The organism is Streptomyces sp. NPDC052114, assembly GCF_040680155.1.
Lineage (GTDB): Bacteria > Actinomycetota > Actinomycetes > Streptomycetales > Streptomycetaceae > Streptomyces.
On the sequence record NZ_JBFAWC010000007.1, the window covers coordinates 285,900 to 303,410 of the forward strand.

The window sequence follows — 17,511 nt, forward strand, 5'->3', positions numbered from 1 at the left end:
TCTGGACCGGGGCTTCGGCGCGTTCGGGGGTGCGTTCGCGCCGGAGCCTCGGGGCGCGCGGTCCCGCGCCCGGCGCGCACGGACTGCGCCGGAGCCCACCCTGGGGGCGTTTTCGCAGGTCACAAGGGGTCGGGCTAACGGATTTCACATGGCGGCGGCAGTCATGTAATGTTCTTCCTGTCGCCGCGAGCGGGCCGAAAGGCCGGGGAGCGGAGACAAAAACAAAACAAGCACTCGTAGCTTAACGGATAGAGCATCTGACTACGGATCAGAAGGTTGCAGGTTCGAATCCTGCCGAGTGCACAGCAGACCAGAGGCCCTGTGGAGAGATCCACAGGGCCTCTGGCTTTTGCTTTGACGGCAGTGTTTGACGGCAACCGCCTCAGTGGGCGGATTCGGGCCGGATCAGATGGCTACAGGGACACCAGCCGCGCCGTCGTCATCGTCCGGCTCATTGCCGTCACCCCTCAGCGCATCCCCGACACGGTCGAAGGCGGATCGCTGGGAGTCGAGCCGTACGAAGGTGTAGATGTCCATGGTCACGCGGATCGAGCTGTGGCCCAGTACTTCCATGATCATTCGGGCGTCGGCGCCCTGTTCGTGGAGCAGGGACGCGCAGGTGTGCCTCAGGTCGTGGAAGCGGACTTTGCGGACTCCGGCACGGACGCACAGCACCTCGAAGGACCGGTTGAGGTTGCGCGGCTCGATGGGGGTGCCGTTCTTGGTCGTGAAGACGAGGCCGTGACCCGTCCCCTTCCAGTTGTTGCCCGCAGCCTTCCTGTCGGCGATCTGCTGGGCGCGCTGGGCTCGGAGCGCTGTCACGCACTCGGGCGGCAGGGCGACGCGACGGGCCGAGCGCTGAGTCTTGGGCGCGACGATCAGCAGCTCACCGCCGACCCGCTGAAGGGCCTGCCGGACGGTGAGGACACCTTCGTGGAGGTCCACGTCCGACCAGCGCAGCCCCAGCAGCTCGCCCCGTCGAAGGCCGATACGGACTGCCAGCTCGTACGCGGCCCACAGCCGGTTGTCCCGGGCCGCCGCCAGCAGCTGACGCCCCTCCTGGACTGTGAGCGGTTCTATCTCGCGCTTCGTTCCCATGCCCAGCTCCACGTTCCGGGCCACGTTGCGGGGCAGCTCGTCCTCTCGTACGGCGTGCTGGAGAGCCGCCCGCAGCAGCACCAGCAGGAAGCGCACGGTCCGATCGGACGGGAGCTTCTCGCAGCACTTGCCGAGGGCGCAGCAGCGCCGCTTGTGCTCCGGCCGCTTCTTGTCCTTGCCCTGTGCACAGCACTGGCATGTCGCGGCCGTCTTCACGAGGAAGGCCCGGATGTCGCGGGCGGTGAGCCGGACCAGCTTCTTCCTGCCGAACTCCGCGGTGACGTAGTTCCGGACGAGGGACTCGTAGTTGACGTAGGTCGTTCTGCGGACCTTGCCCTTGGCGACGTTCGCCAGCCAGTAGGCCAGGTACTCGGAGATGGTCATCTTGCTGGTGGCCACCGGAAGGCCGTTCAGGGAGTCGGCCTTGAGCCTGGTCAGCTTCTCGTGCGCCTCGTCCCAGGTCTTGCCGTAGACACTGCGCCGCTTGTAGGTGCCGTCCGTCGTCAGCACATACGCGCTGCCCTCCCAGCGGCCATCCTTGCGCTGGTAGATGGTGCCCTCGTTGTTGGCGTTCTTCTTCGGCTTGGCCATCAGGCGGCTTCCTGTTCGATGCGGCGGGATACGTAGGCGTCCAAGGCGGCTTCACTGATGCGGCGGCAGCGGCCGACCTTGAAGGAGACGAGTTCGCGGGAGCGGATCAGGTCGTGGACCTTCCAGTGGCTGATGCCGAGGTGCTCGGCGACCTGGGCCACGGTGAGCACGGCCGTCGTCATTCGGGCAGCAGTCCTTCCTGCTTGAGGCGCTGGGTATGGGCCAGGTCGTGGCGGACCTGGGCGGCGAGGAGTTCCTCACCGGGGGTGTAGCCGGTGCCGAGGAAGGTCCAGACGGACTGGGTGACGAGGGTGGTGTTCTCGTCGCTGGTGGGGTGGCCGGCCCGGGTGCGGGCGGCGTCGGCTTGGGCCAAGCGCCAGGCACGGCGTACGGCTCGGAGCGCGCCGAGGGTGGTCGAGTAGGCGCGGGACTTGCTGGAGAAGTGGCCTCGGAAGCCGAGCATGTGAGCCCACTTCCAGAGCTTCAGGTCGGCGAACTCTGGCAGGTGGCCGAGGTCCCAGGCCGTGCGGATCATCTGCCGGGCGTGCTGCTGAACGGGGAGAGCCTTGATGGATTCGGACTGCCCGGTGCCCTCGCAGTAGGAGCAGAGGTCGTGGAAGCCGTCGGGGCCGCGTACGTAGCCACGACCGGAGCAGGGGCGGCACATGAGGGTGCGGTCCACGGTGCCCGCGCCTTCGGCGTTCTTGGTGGCGTACTTGGCGACGTACCCGGCGACCTTGGCATCGGTGAGTTCGCCCTCGCCCAGGGCGGAGATGGGGTCCACCTGGAACTGAGCGCCCCAGGTGAGTACGCGTTCGCCGATGGCGTCGGAGGTGATGGTGAGCCGGGTACGCCGGACGGCCAGGCCCACGGCGACGCTCAGGGCGTCGAAGGTGGCCCAGGGCGGGGGCGGGGCGGTGTGGCCGTCGAGGCCGTCGAAGCGGATCACAGCGTGGAAGTGGACCAGGCCGCGTTTCTGGTACTCGGCGACCTTGGCGAAGGAGACGCGCAGGGATGCGTTGAGCGCCTTCTGTGTCATGCCGAGGTGGGCGGCCAGGGCCCGGCGCAGGTAGGTGGTGAAGCGCGCCCACAGCTGCCCGGCGTGGGCGTTCCAGAGCACGGCGCCGGTGTAGTCGTAGGTGGCGGGGTTCAGTGGGGTGCCCAACACCGGGGAGTCCTCGGTGTGGTGGCTGCCGCAGGCGCAGGGACGGGGCTTGCCCACGGGGTCGGTCTTGCGGTTGTGGACGGGGCCGAAGGAGGGGGCGGTGAGGGTGACGAAGGCGCGAGGGTGGTCGCGGACGGTCTCGGCGACGTTCTTGCCGCCGGACAGTCCGGCCTTGATCAGGTGGTAGGTGTCGGCGGCGTAGACGCGGGAGCAGGCAGGGCAGCGGGAGGAGCGGCGGTTCCCGCAGGTGGTCAGGAGCCGTCCGGAGGGTTCGTCCTCGGAGCGGTAGGAACGGGTCACCTCCTGGGTGGCCGGGTCGGTGGTCACGGTCCAGCCGTGGAGGTTGACGGGGCTCGTGCAGCCGCGCAGGTTGCGGACCTGTTCGGCGACGCGGCCGAAGCCGTCGCTGTTGGCCAGCTCGATCAGGTTCCGGAGGCCAGGGCTGATCACGTGACGCAGGTCGAGGGGGCGGCGCATGAGAGGCGGGGCTCCTTTCTGGGGCGCGGACCTGCGGGCAGCAGTGATCAGTGCTCGGGCTGCTGCCCGCAGGCATGGCGAGTTGGGCCCAGGGGCGGGCGAGGGTGGGAAGTGCCGGAAGACCGGCGGAGAGAGCGCGGCCCTACAGGGCGGCGTGCAGGGCAGTGGCCATGGGCAGGCCGATGCCCAGTCGCATCTTGAGCTGGGCCGCCGTGATGGGGGCGCCGTGCTCGGCCTGGTGGGACGCGGCGATGGAGCGTGCTTCGGTGAGCAGAGGCTCAGGGACCTTGACCGCAGGCGGGGCGGGGACGGGAGCCGTGGCGGGTGCTGTCGGGCGGGGCTGCGAGGGAGCAGGTGCCGGAACGGGGGCCGGTTCGGCAGCGGTGACCGGGGCCGCGGGCGTCGAGGACGGCTCCGCCTCCGTGGCGGTCGGGGCGGGCTGCTGGGTCGGTTCCGTCTCTGCCGCTGGGACCAGGGCGGTGGCGCTGGAGGAGACCGCTTGGAAGGAGCGCAGGAGTTGCGGGCCGACCGCTCCCCAGCCCAGGAGCAGCAGCGGGGCGACGGCGTCGACGGCAGCGCGGCCGTAGTGCCCGGCGGCGAGCGGCTCGGCGACGTTGAGGGCCAGGGTCAGCAGGCCGGATACGTGCATGAGGCGCGTGGCCGCCTTCATCTGCTCGGCAGGGACACCGCGCAGGGAGAGGAAGCGCAGGGCCACCAGGAGGCCGACCACGGACAGGTCCACCATCGGGGCGATGAGCGGTGCGATCGGGTCGGGGACGCCCAGGCGCAGGGCCAGGGCCCAGACGTTGCCGAAGGAGAAGACGAACGCCAGCGTGGCGATGATGCCCATGACCACGGTCACGGTGCGCTGAGTGATCCGGTCCTCGGACATGGTGAGTTCACCTCCCTTCAGGGGCGTACGTGCGGCGATGCGGTCAGGCCGCCATCGGCGGGGTGGTGTCGTCCGGATCGGGCTTGCCGAGGTCGACTCCGGGCAGCTGGGCGGTCAGCAGATCAGCCGGATCGGTGGCGAGGTGGGCGGTCTGCTGGGCGATGGCCGCACTGTCCCTGCTGGACACGAAGGGTGTGCGGATGCGGGCGAAGCCGGGCTGAGACTGGTGATTCATGGAGGCGACACCGACATAGGCGCGGTCCTGGAGATTGATCGGGTTGGCGTCGGGCCACTCCCGGATGTCCTCACCGAGCGCGGCGACGGAAGCCTCAGCGGTCTTCTGAGCGAAGGACAGACCGATCGGGCACACGTCACGGATGAACGTGGGGATGGCGTCACCGGTGGACTTCTGGGTGGCGAGGATGACGAGGATGCCCATGCTGCGGCCCTTCTTCACCAGGTCCTCGACGAGCCGGGCGTTCTCGGCGGCGAGCGCGGCGAGCTTCTTCGTCTTGGCGTCGCTGCCCTTGTGGTCGCGGAAGTAGGTGTGCGCCTCGTCGACGATCACGACGACGAGCGGCCACCTCTCTGAGGGCCCCACCTCCCACATGCTCTGTACGCCGAGGATCTGATCAGCGGCGGAGACGCGGGCGCGACGCAGTTCCACCAGGCGCCGGAACAGGGCGTTGGCCTCTTCGAGGTCGTCACCGACGAAGGCGAACATCCGCTTCACGAGGTGGGCGTAGTCGCCCTCCCGGGCGGTGGATACCTTGCCGTCGGCGCACACGAACTGAACGGCGGGCGAAGGCGCCCAGTCGCAGATCAGCCGGTTGATGAGCGACGTTTTGCCGTAGCCGGGCAGGCCCGCCACCGTCACACCGGGCACCTGCGTGAGGTCGACGGACACCGGCTCGGCGTACTCGTCCAAGCCCAGGTCCCACCGGGCGATCTCGTCCGGCACCTCACCGGTTGGATGGTGCTCGGTGGTGAACTTCAGCGGATCGAGCCGCACTCCACGGATCAGCACCCGTCCGGGCTCGTCCTGAGTGACGGCGACCCGTGTGCACCTCCAGGCGTTGGCCAGGTGCGGAGCCGCCTTCTGGAACTGTTCCAGACCGACGCCGGGCAGGCAGTCCGCCCGCGCGATCACCCCGTACGCGTCATGTGTGACCTTCAGGGCGGGGACCAGGACGCGGGGCTTGACCGGCTTGTTGTCCGTGCTGGCCAGCGACGCCAGCGCGGTCGGAGTCTTGTCCGTGACCGACAGCTTCAGCATCAGCGCGAGCCGCTTCCAGTCCCTCCGCACGCGCATGGCCTGCCGGATCGACTGCCGTGTCATGGCATCGGCGCGTACGTAGCGGACCACCCACCACACCGCCCACGCGGCGAACACGGACAGGCCGACCAGCGCGACGAGCGGGGCGAGGCCGAACACCTCCTGTACGGACATTCATTGCTCCTTGGGGCAGTAGAGGAAGGAGGCCACCAGGGCCGATTCGAGAGCAGAGGGATTCACTGGGGCGGGCATCCGGCCCGGCGCGAGGCAACGGGGAGTCGTCTCGACGCCGGACCGGAAAGCGGTGCCACTCACGCCGCGTCAGCGGCCGGGGCCTGTGCCGGGGCGAGAAGCTCGACGCGGTCGGCGCGGTAGGCGATGCCGTCCGACAGCGAGCCGTTGAAGATCCGGGCCCACGGGGTAGCGAACAGCTCCACCGGCCGCACCGGCAGACCCGGCTTGAGGCCGTTGGGAAGACCCGTCTCCGGAACGGTGATCTTCAGTGCCTCGGCTCGGTCCTCCTCCATGAAGAAGAGGGTGATCGTCATGAGCTTCGCGCCGGTCTCGCGGTCGGTCGCGAACTGGGTCTTCTCGGCGTCCGCGTACTTCGGCACCGGCAGGGTGCCGACCATGAACGCAGCGGTCGGGAGCAGGCCAACACGGATACGGGCCATGGGAGTTACGTCCTTTCGATAGGCGCTCCGCTGGAGTGGCGGGGCGTGATCTATAGAACCTCGGTGACCTAGCACTGTCAAGTGAGACGGGTGAGCTAAGTATGGAGAGACCTATGTCAGTGGGGTGTGCTAGGGGAGCTAGAAGTGGCTACTCTGAGGGCATGACCCCCGCGCCAGACAAGAAGCAGGACCGCCGGCCGCCGTATCAGCACGCAGCCGACGAGCTTCGGCGCGACATCAAACAAGGCCGCTTCAAGCCCGGCGAGCAGATGCCGTCCGTCCGCGAGCTGCAAGAGCGCTTCGGTGTCGCCAACATGACCGCGAGAAGCGCCCTGAACGTGCTGCGGGACGAAGGACTGATCTACACCATCCACGGCCGGGGCAGCTTCGTCGCCGATGTCGGTGAGCCCGCGGGTGAGTCCGGCAGCGACTACACCCCGCCTGCCTGGTACCTGGCGAAGAACGGCACGGCTGAACCGGACGAGGGGACAGGGGAGGCGGAGCCCGGCGCTGAAGTCACCGGGTCCTCCCTCGTCGAGTTGCTCACGACCCTGCGCGATGAGATCCGAACCCTCAGCGCTGAGCATCAGGAACTGCGCCGCGAGGTCGAGGAGCTGAAGAAGGCGCAGCACTCGCAGCCCTGAGGCGCTCAACCTCCTGCCGCAGTTCCCTCGTTTCACGGCTGAGCCTCGCCACCGTGGCCTGCATTTCACGGATCAGCGCGGCCGCCTCTTCCACGTCGCGGCTGTGAGTAGCCACCAACTTCCTTTCTGCTCTGCCTATCTGCTCGGTCATGTCTCCCCGTTCACTGCCGTGCCGTCGGTGCGTGCTGCGCGGGCCAGACCCGGTGGACCTGTTCAGAGTTTCTTTACTGGATCAAGGCGGCCCGCCTACGGCGGTCCGCGCGCGCTGGCGGCCCGTGGCCGCCGCCGCTCCATGTCTCCGCCACCGCTCCGGCGGCCCCCCGCCGCTCAGCGCGCAGTGCCGCCAAGGCGGACAGCAGGACCAAGAAGCAACCCGACTGCTCCGGGCACCGGGACCAGGCCGACGCCCACAAGCCCCGGAGACGCCACTCGATCGCCCGACTGTCGAGGCCGCAGGACTCACAGGACAGCAGCCCGAGCCCGGTGGCTGGGCCGCGTCGGCAACGCCCAGGCCGGGAAGCGGTGCTGGCCGTGACGGATAGAAGTAGCGTGGCTGAGACCGGCACGGGGTTGCGGGAGGCATACGTGGCGGGTGCTCGTTCGGCTCTCCCGCCGTCGTGGCTGACTTTCGGTGGCTGAGGTCAGAACTGGGCGGCCACCAGCTGAGCGGCACCATCGGATCTCCCTGACTCGGTTATGGGGAACCGGAGTTGCGGCCGCACCCGCATTCGGACACGACGACCGCCCCGGTACCATCGGCACCGGGGTCCTGATCAGGGCTTCCGCGACCGGACCACCCGGAATGCTGTCCAGGCTGAGGGGTGGTCCGGTCTTGTGTTGTTGGCACCCCCCTTCACGGCTGGGTGGGGATGTGGAACCCGTCCCCGCCGAGTCTGCTGAGCGCGGGGAGTGCCTCACTCGGCTTCGTTCGGCGGGGACGGGGGTTCAGAGGAGAGGCGAGCCGGACGCCAGCGTGAAGCCGATGACCAGGCCGCACGAGCCGGAGATCATGATGATCATCAACGGTCCGGTGAACTGCCCTAACCGTGCGATCGTCCGGCGCATCAGGCTCGCCTCCAAGCCCGCCAGGGGCGCGTGATGATCTCGCGGTAGCTGTGGTGTGACGGATGCTTGCCGCAGTGTTCGAGGACCCACTTCTGCGCCACGGCGAAGTCCACGGCGGCCGGTGACGTCTCGCCGTCCACAGCGCACTGCATGGCGTACGTCGCGGGCTCCGCGTCGGGCTCGCGGTCGGGTTCGAGGGTCCATGTCTCGTGCCGCAGCACGGCGCGCGTACTCACAGTCCCCACCGCCCATTGGCGACGGACACCTTCGCACTCAGCTCCTCGGCCTGGGTGGGACGGCGGAGCGAGCCGGGCGGGACGTCCCACTCCAGGCCCCCACGCGGCGGCCGGAGTTGTATGTACGGACCCTCATGCCCCATGACCACACCCGCCTGGCCCGTTCGCTTGTCGACCATGAGGTCCCCGACATTGGGTAGAGCCACGTTGTCGATCACTTCCGCCTCCTCCTCGCCGGGGGAACGAATCGGCTCCGAGCCGGAGGGCCACCCCGGGCAAGCAGTCGCATCTGTTCGTTCGCCATGCGCAGAGCTTCGCGAGTTCGGCAACCGTGCAGAAAGGCCCAGGTGATTACCCAACTTGGGTAACATCACGACTGGTGACACGTAGCAACGTTGGGTAGTCCGTGGGAGCTTCGCGATGACCGAGCAGTCCCGTCCGCAGGAACTCCCTGCCGGGCTGCTCACCGATCCCGAGATGATCGACGCGTGCCGGGTACGGGACTTCGCCCGGGTCTTCCGGATGGTGAAGGCCAGGGCGGGCATCTACCCCTCGATGCTGGCCAGGAGATGTGACCTGACGCCCAGCCGAGTCGGCGAAGTAATCGCCGGGCGGCGGCAGTTGCTTCACATGGACGTGGTCGAGCGGATCTCGGACGGTCTGCGGATCCCGGGACACATGCTGGGGCTCGCACGGCGGCCCTGGGAGACGCCGCAGCCTCTTGGAGCCGATGAGCCCGAGGTGCCTCAAGAGGTGGAGGCCGAGAAGGCTGAGCCCGCCATCCTGCCGGGTCCCGATGTGGACAGCATCTTGGCGTTGACCACCAGGACGACTCTCAGCACGGCCACGCTTGAGGCATTCCAGTCGTCCATCCAGGACTACTGGCGGCGCGACGACCAGCATGGCGGCGAGGCGCTGAGGCCGGCCATCGTCGGACAGCTGCGGTACGTGGTCGGACTCCTGAAGGAGAATCGGCCTCCCTCCATCCAGAACGGGCTGTACGCGGTCGCGGCCGAGTTAGCCCGGCTCGCCGGGTGGACCTACTTCGACGCCCGCCAGTACAACCAGGCCCGCGCGTACTTCACCGAGGCGCTGCAACTGGCCAGGGAGATCGACGACCGGCAGACCATGGCCAACGTTCTGGCCTGCATGAGCTTGCAGGCGACGTACCAGGACAAGCCCGCGGACTCCCTGGCATTCGTGACTGCCGCCCAGGACCAGGCTCGATCAGCGATGGGCACCACCCCACGGGTCCTGTCGATGCTGTCGATACGAGAAGCCTTCGCGCATGCCACGCTCGGGAACAGGGACTCCACGCACCGGGCCATCGGTGAGGCGCACCGGCACTTCGAGGCGATCCGGACGGGCGACGTCGACCCGTCATGGGTGACGTACTTCGACGAGCCGAAACTCATCGTGGACACCGGCATCGCCCACGGACGACTGGGCGAGGCAGCGACAGCGGAACCTCTGATCGCGGATGCGTTGCGGCGGGAGAGCCACGCCAACCAGCGCGGCCGTGCCTTCCACTCGTTCTGGCTGGCACGTACACAGCTGGATCAGGGCAAGCTCGATCAGGCATGCCACACGGCCACGCGGGCTCTGGAGTCTGCGGCGGTGGTGGCATCCGAGCGCGTGAGTGGCCATCTCCGTGAGTTCTACGACCAGTTGGCACCGCATAGGCAAGAGCCCGTAGCCCTGGCCTTCGAGGCGCGGCTACGGGCCCTTCTGCCGCCGGTCAGCGGATTGATTCATCCATGAGCAGGTAGAGCAGACCGACGAGCGATCCACTACTCACGATCTCCTTGCGGTCGATCATCCCTCGTACCTCTGAAAGGGGGATCCACTCGATACGGTCGGACTCGTTCTTTTCGGTCGGCGGTCCCGAGTAGGTGGCGCCGTCGATGCGGAAGACGTGGTGCTGCGAGTCGGTGATCCCGTTGGCTGGCTCGGCGTAGATCAGGGACTTCACAGGACCAGGCTGGTAGCCCGTCTCCTCCAGGACTTCGCGTGCCGCCGCTTCCTCGGGGGTCTCGCCCTCCTCGACCAGCCCCATGGGCAACTCCCAGGCCCAGGAGTCCGTGATGAAGCGATGCCGCCACATCATCAGGACCTCTTGCCGGTCGTTCACCACGGCGGCAACGGCCAGGTGCCGAAGGCGAACGACGTGGTACTCCCACCTGCGCCCGTCAGGCTGTTGGACGTCGACCAGACACAGATTCACCCACTTGTTGGTGTAGATCTGTCGCTCCCCGTGGGTCTTCCACTCCATACCTGCGGCCCCTCTCGATCGGTCTTCAGGATCGCAGACTGATCGGGGGAGAGACGCAAGTTCGGCTCTTTTTGCGTCAGTTTGACGAGATGTCCATGGGCTGCTGCTCCGTGACGACCACCCAGACCTGAGTAGGTGACGCAAGGTCACTGCTGATCCATGGCGTGGGCGGTCTCGTGGACAGCGCAGTGTCACAGACCAACTTCACTGAGAGGACAGAGACTCCGGTTCTGCTCAAGTGGCTGCGCCTAGGCGGGGCCGGAGTGTGTCGGCGGGTGACCGAAGGCGCATTGAACGGTCTCCTCCGTGCTCGATGGCGGCAGCACCTACGGCACGCATTCTGATCACGCATGCCACACGGCCGCGCATGCGACTTGGCTGGGCGTCCCCAGCCAAGCGCCCCTCGATCCTGCTCACGGCCACACCGCTAGCGTGGTGACCGGGTTACTGCGGTGAGACCGCCAACCAGGGTCTAGGGGTGACTAGGTGCACGGCTATTGCGGCCAGCCCACGGTCTCTTACCCGACAGTGTGGCCTCCATTTCGCCAGTGGGCTACGCCCTCGCGTGAAGGTCACGATGCACAGCAGCACTGACAGCGACGAGCAGCGCGATCGAGCGGACGAAGGTGTCCCCTCATCAGGGTGATGCACAGGGAGGCCGCCGCCCGTCGACGAGGGCGGCGGCCTCACGCGCGAGCGCCTCGGGTCCCCTCCCCTGGGCTCGCGCGAGAACGTCCTGGCCGGTGACCTGACCGGGGACATGCGGGAAGAGTCCCCGGCCGCGTTGGCTGCCGGTAGGACGGAGATGGGTGGCTCCTGAGGTCCTAGTCGGATCGTAGGACGGTACTGGGGATCCGGACAGGCGTGCTTTGGCCTTCTGTCTTGGATATGGCGTGGCGCCTGACGGCAGGACTGACGGCAACGTCGGCGCACGGCAACCCGTGATCGCGACCTAGGACGATCAATCCGACAGGTGGTGGGACGCCCCTCCAGGGAGTTGCCCGATCCTACGGATCAGAAGGTTGCAGGTTCGAATCCTGCCGAGTGCACAGCAGACCAGAGGCCCTGTGGAGAGATCCACAGGGCCTCTGGCTTTTGCTTTTGCGGTGGTGTCCGCGGCGGCGCACGAGGCGTGTCCGTGGTCGCGGACGTGTTCCCGTCCGTGGTCCCGTCCGAGCCGGCGTGCGGCCGGCGGTCGGCGTCGGCGGGCGGTTGCTGGGCGGATTATTCAGCAGTCGGGGGCGGATGTCCGGGGTACTGGGAAGTCCAGTCGGTAGTCATATGCCCTAGGTAATGTGGCGCCACCTGCCTTCGACCAGATGGGTGGTGGGGATCCGCGCCCGTGGGTTCCGAACCGATGGCCTCCTTGCCCGAGCAGAAGAGCTCTTGTGGTGTAGGACCTGCCGCGCAGCACTGTGCGCCGTATCCGGTGCTGACAGTGGATGCGGGCGGCACCGTGCTGTCCCACAACGAGCAGGCCGCTGCTCTGCTGGTGCGCGTCGGCGTCGGTGCCTCGTTGGGCGAGATCGCGCCCGCGTGGCTGGTCGAGGCCCATCTGCGGCGGGTCAGCGGGGTCGGGGACGAACCGTCGGCGTGGGCGGGCGGCCGGATCGGCGGGCACCGTGTGAAGGCGCTGGCCGGGCCGCGTGTGGACGGCGCGGTGACCTGGTGGCTGGTCGGCGACGGCGCTCCGGTCGGCGTTGCGCAGGAGTTGGCGCGCGAGCGGGCGAGAGCCGGTCTGCTGCAGGAGCTCTCCTCCGAACTGCTCGCCTCGCTGAACGTCGAGCGCTGCATGGAAGTGACCGTGCGACAGGCGGCCCGGCATCTCGCGGACGCGGCGGTCATCGTCGGGACGGGCGACGGGCACAGCTTCCCCGTGACGCGGTGCACGACCGACGGGCCCGTGGTGCAGGAGCGCATCGCCCTGGCCCCGGGGCAACTGCCCGGCCTGGCGGAGGCGTTACTCGGGCTTCCCGCGGTGTCCTCCCGCTGGATCGACCCCCGCGAGGTGCCGTCCTGGGCCATGCCCAAGGAGTTCGGGGGCGATGCCGCCGACATCGGTTCGGTCGTGGTGGTGCCGCTGCCGGGGCACGGCACCCCCGCCGGCTGCCTCATCCTGCTGCGCCACCGCCAGGAAGAGGCGTTCAGCCCGGCCGAGGAGACCTTCGCCCAGCTCTTCGCCGCCCGCGCGGGCGCCGCCCTGTCCGTGGCCCGCAGCCACGCCCGCCAGGCGTACAGCACCGAAGTGCTGATGCGTGACCTGCTGCCGCCGCCGCTCGGCCGGGTGCACGGCATCTCCTTCTCCGGCCGCTACCGCGCCTCGGTGCCGGGCGAACGCGTCGGCGGTGACTTCTACGACCTCTACCCCGCCGACACACCGGACGCCGAGACCGTCGCGGTGCTCGGCGACGTATGCGGCAAGGGGCTGGAAGCCGCGGTGACCGCCGGCAGGATCCGCCACGCGCTCCGGGCGCTGGTGCCGTTCGCCGCCGACCACACCCGCCTGCTGACCCTCCTCAACACCGCGCTGCTCTCCTCGGGCCAGACGCCCTTCGTGACCCTGGTCCTGGTCACCGCCGTCCGCCGGGGCGCACGCGTACGGCTGCGCATATCGAGCGCGGGCCACCCCGCCCCGCTCATCGTGCGCACCACCGGCCAGGTGGAAGAGGCGCAGACCGGCGGCACGCTGATCGGCGCGTTCGCCGACCTGGAGTTCAGGACCGCCGAAGTCGTCCTCCAGCCGGGCGAGACCTGCGTGCTGTATTCCGACGGGATCACCGAGGCGCGCGGTGGGCCGCTGGGCGACGTGATGTTCAGCGAGGAGCGGCTGCGCGCCCTGCTGTCCCAGTGCGCCGGGATCGCGGCGGAGGCGGTCACCGAGCGCGTACAGATGATCATCGCCCAGTGGGTGGGGAAGGGCCTGCACGACGACATGGCCGTCCTGGCGATCGGCGCGCCCCGCGACAAGCGTCCGAGGACATCCGACAACTCCCGGCCGAAGGCGAAAGCGGGCAACCCGCTGCCGTCATTCGACGATCCGCTGCCGTCATCCGGCAATCCGCCGCTGTCGTCCGGCAATCCGATGCCCTCGGTCCGGCAGCCCTCGAACGACCGTACGACAAACACCTGACGGCCGTCCGACAGGCGTCGGCGGCCGTCCGAACAACCGTGAACGAGCCAACCGGGGAAGGTGAAACCCGTGACTGGTGGCGAAGGAACCCTCTCGCTCGCCGAGCCGCGCGAGCAACTGTGGGAGGCACTCGACGAGTGCGACGAGGCCCGCGCCGTCGCCGTGGTGCGGCGCGCACTCGATACCGCGGGGACCGTGCGGACGACCGCCGCGCGCGTCTCGGCCGCCGAACAGGTGCGGGCCGCGGGTGAGCGCGTCCTGCTCGAACTGATCGCCCCGGTCCAGGAACGGGTGGGCCTGGCCTGGGCGGCCGATCACATCACGGTGGCGCACGAGCACGCCGCCACGGCGATCAGCGAGCGGTGCGTCGCGGCCGTGGCCGCCGCCACCTCCCCCGCCCTCGCCCGCACGTTCACGGGACGGGTCCTGGTGTCGTGCGTCGAGGGTGAGTGGCATGCCCTGCCCGCGCGGCTGGTCAGCGAGGTGCTGCGGCTGCGCGGCTGGCGCGTCGACTATCTCGGGGCGCAGGTCCCCACCGAGCATCTCGTCGCGCACGTGCGCCGCACCCGTGCCCAGGCGGTGCTGCTGTCCTCGACCATCCCGACGCTGCTGCCCGGCGCCCACAACGCGATCAGTTCGTGCCAGGGCGCCGGTGTTCCGGTCGTCGTCGGAGGCGCCGCGTTCGGCCCGCAGGGCCGCTACGCCCGGCTGATGCGGGCCGAATGGGCCGAGGACGCGCGCGGTGCGGCCGCCCTGCTCGGCCAGAACCTGTCGCCGCCCGGCGCACCGGCGGTCCGCCTGCCCGATCTGGACCTGCCGCACCTGGGCGACCAGGAGTACACCATGGTCCACCGGACCAAGCTCCAGTTGGTCAAGCAGGCCCTCATCGACGTCGAGGAGGGCTTTCCCGAGATGCGCCGGTACAGCGCGTACCAGCTGGAGTGCACCGTCGAGGACCTCGACCACATCGTCGGATTCCTCGCCGCCGCCCTCTACGTCGACGACCCCGGCCTGTTCACGAGGTTCATCGCGTGGACCGCCGACATCCTGGCGGCCCGCGACGTCCCGCCGTGGTGCCTGCTCCCCGCTCTGGACTCGCTGCTGAACCAGCTCAAGGACTTCCCCCGCGTCGTCGGCATCCTCACCGCCGCCCGCGGCCTCGTCGATCCTCCCGGGTCCGCACCGCCCGAGTGATCACTCCGTAGACATCCGTAGACAGAAGAGCCCGAGAGGAGAGTCCGGGAGAGAGGTGCAATCGGGGCTACTTTCGCAAGGACGTAAAATCTGGACATCATGAGCAAGTCAGACGCCCCGGTGCGCGGGGTCATGTGGTGGGTCCTGGTTCCGCTGTTGTCCGTCGGTCTGCTGACCGCCGTGCCCTTCGGGTGGCTGGCGGGGCGGGCGAAGAGGGTGCGGAACACGCTCATCGCCGCCGCGTACGCGGTCGCCGCCGTCCTCGTGATCGTCTTCGTCCCCGAGGACGAGACCGACAACTGGGCCGTCGCGCTGGGCGCCTGCGCGTGGATCGTGGGCACGGCGCACACGGCCGCCGTCATGAGCGTGCTCCGGCGCGGGCGCGGCGGCGGCCGGGAGCGCAGCACGGGCGAGGTCAACCGCGAGGTCCTGCGGGCCGCGATGGAGCGCGAGGACCTGCGCAGGAAGGCCCGCGGTCTGCTGGCCGAGCACCCCGTCGCCGCCGCGGAGATGCGGATCGGGCGGCCGGACCTGCCGCGCACCTTCGACGACGGCGGCCTGATCGACGTCAACACGGTCCCCGCCGACGTGCTGGTACGCCACCTCGGCTGGCCGGCCGAGCGGGCCGCCGAGGTCGTCGCCGTGCGCGAGCGGCTCGGCCGTTTCGCCGACGGCAAGGAACTCATCGCGTTCACCGAGCTGTCGCCGACGCGGGTGGACGCGGCGCGCGCCGTGCTGGTCTATTCCGCCTGACCGGTGCGCCCGGCCGCTTCCGGGGCCAGGCCCGACTCCCAGGCCCAGGCGGCGATGCCGACGCGATTGCGGACCCGCAGCTTGGCCTGGATGTTGGCGATGTGGGTCTTCGCCGTGCCCGGGGAGATGAACAGCTCCGTGCCGATCTCCGTGTTCGTGAGTCCGTCCGCGACCAGCAGGGCGATCTCCTCCTCGCGGGCGGTGAGGGGCGAGGCGCGCCGGGCGGGGCGGTCCGCGGGGGTGCTCGCCGGGGTCTGGAGGAGACGCACCGTGAGCTGCGGGCTGATCAGGAGGTCGCCGGCCATCGCGGCGCGCACGCCCTCGATCAGGAGGCCCGGCCCCGAACGCTTGAGGAGGAAGCCGCAGGCGCCGTCGCGCAGGGCCGTGCGGACGTAGTCGTCGTGGTCGAAGGTGGTGACGACCAGGACGCGGGTCGGGTCGGTGGCGTCCGGGCCCGCGAGCCGGCGGGTGACCTCCAGGCCGTCGAGGCCCGGCATGCGGATGTCCGCGATGAGGAGGTCGGGGCGCAGCTCCCGGGCGAGTTCGACCGCCCTGACCCCGTCGGGGGCCTCGCCCACGACCGTCATGTCGGGCTGGGAGTCCAGGATGAGACGGAACCCGCCGCGCACGTCGTCCTGGTCGTCGGCGATGACGATGCGGATCGGGGTGTGCGACGCGTGCGACGCGTCTGAGGTGCTCACTTCGGCTCCATCTGGGGCTGCTCCCCGGGCTGTCTCTGTCACTGCTTCTGCCCTTGCTCCTGCCGCTGCGCGGTCCTCGGCAGTACGGCCGTCAGCCGCCAGCCGCCGTTCTCGTCCGGGCCCGCGGTGAGCGTGCCGCCCAGGGCCTCGGCGTGCTCGGTGAGGGCGGGCAGGCCCAGGCCGCCGCGGGTGCGGCGGGCACGTGGGACGCGTGGGACGGTCGAACGGCCCGGCGCGGGCGCGTCGTTGGTCACCCGGACCTCCACACCGGCCGGGACGGAGGTCAGGGTGATCCGGGCCCGGGGTGACGTCGGGGCGTGTCTGCGGATGTTCGTGAGGGCCTCGACGACGATGCGGTACGCGGCGGCGCCCGCCTCGCGCGACAGCGCGCCGGACGCCTCCGGGGACATGCCGAGCTCGGCCGCCGTCGCGCCCGCGGAGGTGAAGTCGTCCACGAGGGACGGGAGCCGGGCGAGGCCGGGGACGGCGTCCTTCGGCGAGCTCTCCGTGCCGTGGAGCATCTCCACGGCACGGTCCATCGCCGCCAGCGCGTTCAGGCCCGCCTTCTCGATCCGCTCCAGGGCGAGGACCGCCTGCGCCGGGTCCGTGGCGGCGACGAAGCGGGCCGCCTGGGCCTGCACGACGATGCCGCTGACGTCGTGCGCCACGAAGTCGTGGAGATCGCGGGAGAGCTGGCTGCGCTGGGCGCGGCGCGCCTGTGCGACGGCGGTCCTGCGGCGCAGGTCGAGGCGGCGCGGGTAGGCGCCGGCGGCCACCGCGGCGAGCGCGGGGAGCAGCCAGAAGGCGGCGGCGCCCGCGCGCTCCAGGATCGAGCCGTCGATCAGCGGCACGGGCCACAGGGCCACCGCCGACGCCGCGGCCGGCACGGCGGCCCGGAGCTCGCGCCGCGGTGCCCAGCGGGTCACCGCGGCGACGAGGAGCACGAGGACGACGGCTTCCGCGAGTTTCCAGCCGGAGCTCGCGTGGTGGCCGAGCGCGGGGAAGCCGAAGGTGGTCGCCAGGGAGAGGGCCGCGCAGACGGTGGTCGCGTGGGCGCGGCGCGCGGGGCGCGGGCGCGTGAGGGTCCGGGCGAGAGCGCCGAGCGCGGCCACCGTGGGGAGGCCGTCGAGTGCGGTGGCCCAAGCCGTGGTCGCCGTCGCCGTCATCGTCCCTCTCCCCCTGGGCCCTTCCCCCTGGCCCCTGTTCTCAGGGCCCTTCCCCCGGGGCCCGTGGCCGCCAGCGTACGAGGGGAAGATCCGTTCGCGCCCTCTGCCGATCGGCAGAGGGGCCGCGCGCGGGGCGTGGATCTTTGTGCCGGTCGGCGGATGGGCCGGGGCGGTGGG

At 69.8% G+C, this 17,511-nt stretch carries 16 protein-coding genes and 1 tRNA gene; 6 read left to right on the forward strand and 11 right to left on the reverse strand.

Features of this window, described 5'->3' with window-relative positions; genetic code table 11:
• Positions 1 to 230 precede the first annotated feature (230 nt).
• A tRNA-Arg gene (locus AB0L89_RS18050) sits at positions 231 to 303 on the forward strand.
• Positions 304 to 405: 102 nt separating this feature from the next.
• On the opposite strand, the gene AB0L89_RS18055 is transcribed toward AB0L89_RS18050, so the two are convergent.
• From AB0L89_RS18055 to AB0L89_RS18080, 6 genes are all read right to left on the reverse strand, one after another.
• A complete protein-coding gene (locus AB0L89_RS18055) occupies positions 406 to 1,689 on the reverse strand; it encodes a tyrosine-type recombinase/integrase (protein WP_365141776.1) in 1,284 nt (427 codons plus the stop codon).
• Positions 1,689 to 1,871: a helix-turn-helix domain-containing protein gene (locus tag AB0L89_RS18060; RefSeq protein WP_365141779.1), complete on the reverse strand. Its 183-nt coding sequence runs from the start codon at positions 1,869 to 1,871 to the stop codon at positions 1,689 to 1,691. The genes AB0L89_RS18055 and AB0L89_RS18060 overlap by 1 nt, the downstream gene beginning before the upstream one ends.
• Positions 1,868 to 3,331, reverse strand: coding sequence for a replication initiator (locus AB0L89_RS18065; RefSeq protein WP_365141782.1), 1,464 nt, complete (start codon positions 3,329 to 3,331; stop codon positions 1,868 to 1,870). Before AB0L89_RS18065 ends, AB0L89_RS18060 begins: the two co-directional genes overlap by 4 nt.
• 142 nt (positions 3,332 to 3,473) lie before the next feature.
• A complete protein-coding gene (locus AB0L89_RS18070; protein WP_365141785.1) occupies positions 3,474 to 4,223 on the reverse strand; it encodes a DUF2637 domain-containing protein in 750 nt (249 codons plus the stop codon).
• Between the two features lie 43 nt (positions 4,224 to 4,266).
• On the reverse strand, positions 4,267 to 5,673 hold the full coding sequence (locus AB0L89_RS18075) for an FtsK/SpoIIIE domain-containing protein (RefSeq protein WP_365141788.1): 1,407 nt from the start codon (positions 5,671 to 5,673) through the stop codon (positions 4,267 to 4,269).
• A gap of 137 nt (positions 5,674 to 5,810) precedes the next feature.
• Positions 5,811 to 6,173, reverse strand: a complete 363-nt coding sequence (locus tag AB0L89_RS18080) for a hypothetical protein (RefSeq protein ID WP_365141791.1) — start codon at positions 6,171 to 6,173, stop codon at positions 5,811 to 5,813.
• Positions 6,174 to 6,334: 161 nt separating this feature from the next.
• Here AB0L89_RS18080 and AB0L89_RS18085 point away from each other — a divergent pair, with 161 nt between their 5' ends.
• Positions 6,335 to 6,817: a GntR family transcriptional regulator gene (locus tag AB0L89_RS18085; RefSeq protein WP_365141794.1), complete on the forward strand. Its 483-nt coding sequence runs from the start codon at positions 6,335 to 6,337 to the stop codon at positions 6,815 to 6,817.
• Positions 6,818 to 7,881: 1,064 nt separating this feature from the next.
• Here AB0L89_RS18085 and AB0L89_RS18090 read toward each other — a convergent pair.
• Complete coding sequence (locus AB0L89_RS18090; protein WP_365141797.1) at positions 7,882 to 8,127, reverse strand: hypothetical protein; 246 nt, start codon at positions 8,125 to 8,127, stop codon at positions 7,882 to 7,884.
• Entirely contained in the window at positions 8,115 to 8,297 is a 183-nt protein-coding gene (locus tag AB0L89_RS18095; protein ID WP_365142026.1) for a hypothetical protein, read from the reverse strand. Before AB0L89_RS18095 ends, AB0L89_RS18090 begins: the two co-directional genes overlap by 13 nt.
• A 241-nt stretch (positions 8,298 to 8,538) precedes the next feature.
• On the opposite strand from AB0L89_RS18095, the gene AB0L89_RS18100 reads away from it, so the two are divergent.
• The gene (locus AB0L89_RS18100; protein ID WP_365141800.1) at positions 8,539 to 9,879 is read left to right on the forward strand and encodes a helix-turn-helix transcriptional regulator; all 1,341 of its coding nucleotides are present in this window, start codon (positions 8,539 to 8,541) and stop codon (positions 9,877 to 9,879) included.
• Here AB0L89_RS18100 and AB0L89_RS18105 read toward each other — a convergent pair.
• Positions 9,857 to 10,390: an NUDIX hydrolase gene (locus tag AB0L89_RS18105; protein ID WP_365141802.1), complete on the reverse strand. Its 534-nt coding sequence runs from the start codon at positions 10,388 to 10,390 to the stop codon at positions 9,857 to 9,859. The genes AB0L89_RS18100 and AB0L89_RS18105 overlap by 23 nt on opposite strands.
• A gap of 1,429 nt (positions 10,391 to 11,819) precedes the next feature.
• Between AB0L89_RS18105 and AB0L89_RS18110 the strand changes: the two genes are divergently transcribed.
• From AB0L89_RS18110 to AB0L89_RS18120, 3 genes are all read left to right on the forward strand, one after another.
• Complete coding sequence (locus AB0L89_RS18110; RefSeq protein ID WP_365141805.1) at positions 11,820 to 13,520, forward strand: SpoIIE family protein phosphatase; 1,701 nt, start codon at positions 11,820 to 11,822, stop codon at positions 13,518 to 13,520.
• 69 nt (positions 13,521 to 13,589) lie between these two features.
• On the forward strand, positions 13,590 to 14,714 hold the full coding sequence (locus tag AB0L89_RS18115; protein WP_365141808.1) for a cobalamin B12-binding domain-containing protein: 1,125 nt from the start codon (positions 13,590 to 13,592) through the stop codon (positions 14,712 to 14,714).
• Positions 14,715 to 14,813: 99 nt separating this feature from the next.
• Positions 14,814 to 15,467, forward strand: coding sequence for a hypothetical protein (locus tag AB0L89_RS18120; RefSeq protein ID WP_365141811.1), 654 nt, complete (start codon positions 14,814 to 14,816; stop codon positions 15,465 to 15,467).
• On the opposite strand, the gene AB0L89_RS18125 is transcribed toward AB0L89_RS18120, so the two are convergent.
• Both AB0L89_RS18125 and AB0L89_RS18130 read right to left on the reverse strand, forming a co-directional pair.
• Positions 15,455 to 16,168, reverse strand: coding sequence for a response regulator transcription factor (locus AB0L89_RS18125; RefSeq protein ID WP_365141814.1), 714 nt, complete (start codon positions 16,166 to 16,168; stop codon positions 15,455 to 15,457). The genes AB0L89_RS18120 and AB0L89_RS18125 overlap by 13 nt on opposite strands.
• A gap of 38 nt (positions 16,169 to 16,206) precedes the next feature.
• Positions 16,207 to 17,334 carry a histidine kinase gene (locus AB0L89_RS18130; RefSeq protein ID WP_365141817.1) on the reverse strand — a complete coding sequence of 376 codons (1,128 nt, stop codon included), beginning with the start codon at positions 17,332 to 17,334 and terminating at the stop codon, positions 16,207 to 16,209.
• Positions 17,335 to 17,511 lie beyond the last annotated feature (177 nt).

Bases quoted from the DNA above. Each gene is read 5' to 3' on its own strand.
- AB0L89_RS18055 (WP_365141776.1), bottom strand. From the start codon at position 1,689: ATGGCCAAGCCGAAGAAGAACGCCAACAACGAGGGCACCATCTACCAG.
- AB0L89_RS18060 (WP_365141779.1), bottom strand. From the start codon at position 1,871: ATGACGACGGCCGTGCTCACCGTGGCCCAGGTCGCCGAGCACCTCGGC.
- AB0L89_RS18065 (WP_365141782.1), bottom strand. From the start codon at position 3,331: ATGCGCCGCCCCCTCGACCTGCGTCACGTGATCAGCCCTGGCCTCCGG.
- AB0L89_RS18070 (WP_365141785.1), bottom strand. From the start codon at position 4,223: ATGTCCGAGGACCGGATCACTCAGCGCACCGTGACCGTGGTCATGGGC.
- AB0L89_RS18075 (WP_365141788.1), bottom strand. From the start codon at position 5,673: ATGTCCGTACAGGAGGTGTTCGGCCTCGCCCCGCTCGTCGCGCTGGTC.
- AB0L89_RS18080 (WP_365141791.1), bottom strand. From the start codon at position 6,173: ATGGCCCGTATCCGTGTTGGCCTGCTCCCGACCGCTGCGTTCATGGTC.
- AB0L89_RS18085 (WP_365141794.1), top strand. From the start codon at position 6,335: ATGACCCCCGCGCCAGACAAGAAGCAGGACCGCCGGCCGCCGTATCAG.
- AB0L89_RS18095 (WP_365142026.1), bottom strand. From the start codon at position 8,297: ATGGTCGACAAGCGAACGGGCCAGGCGGGTGTGGTCATGGGGCATGAG.
- AB0L89_RS18100 (WP_365141800.1), top strand. From the start codon at position 8,539: ATGACCGAGCAGTCCCGTCCGCAGGAACTCCCTGCCGGGCTGCTCACC.
- AB0L89_RS18105 (WP_365141802.1), bottom strand. From the start codon at position 10,390: ATGGAGTGGAAGACCCACGGGGAGCGACAGATCTACACCAACAAGTGG.
- AB0L89_RS18120 (WP_365141811.1), top strand. From the start codon at position 14,814: ATGAGCAAGTCAGACGCCCCGGTGCGCGGGGTCATGTGGTGGGTCCTG.
- AB0L89_RS18130 (WP_365141817.1), bottom strand. From the start codon at position 17,334: ATGACGGCGACGGCGACCACGGCTTGGGCCACCGCACTCGACGGCCTC.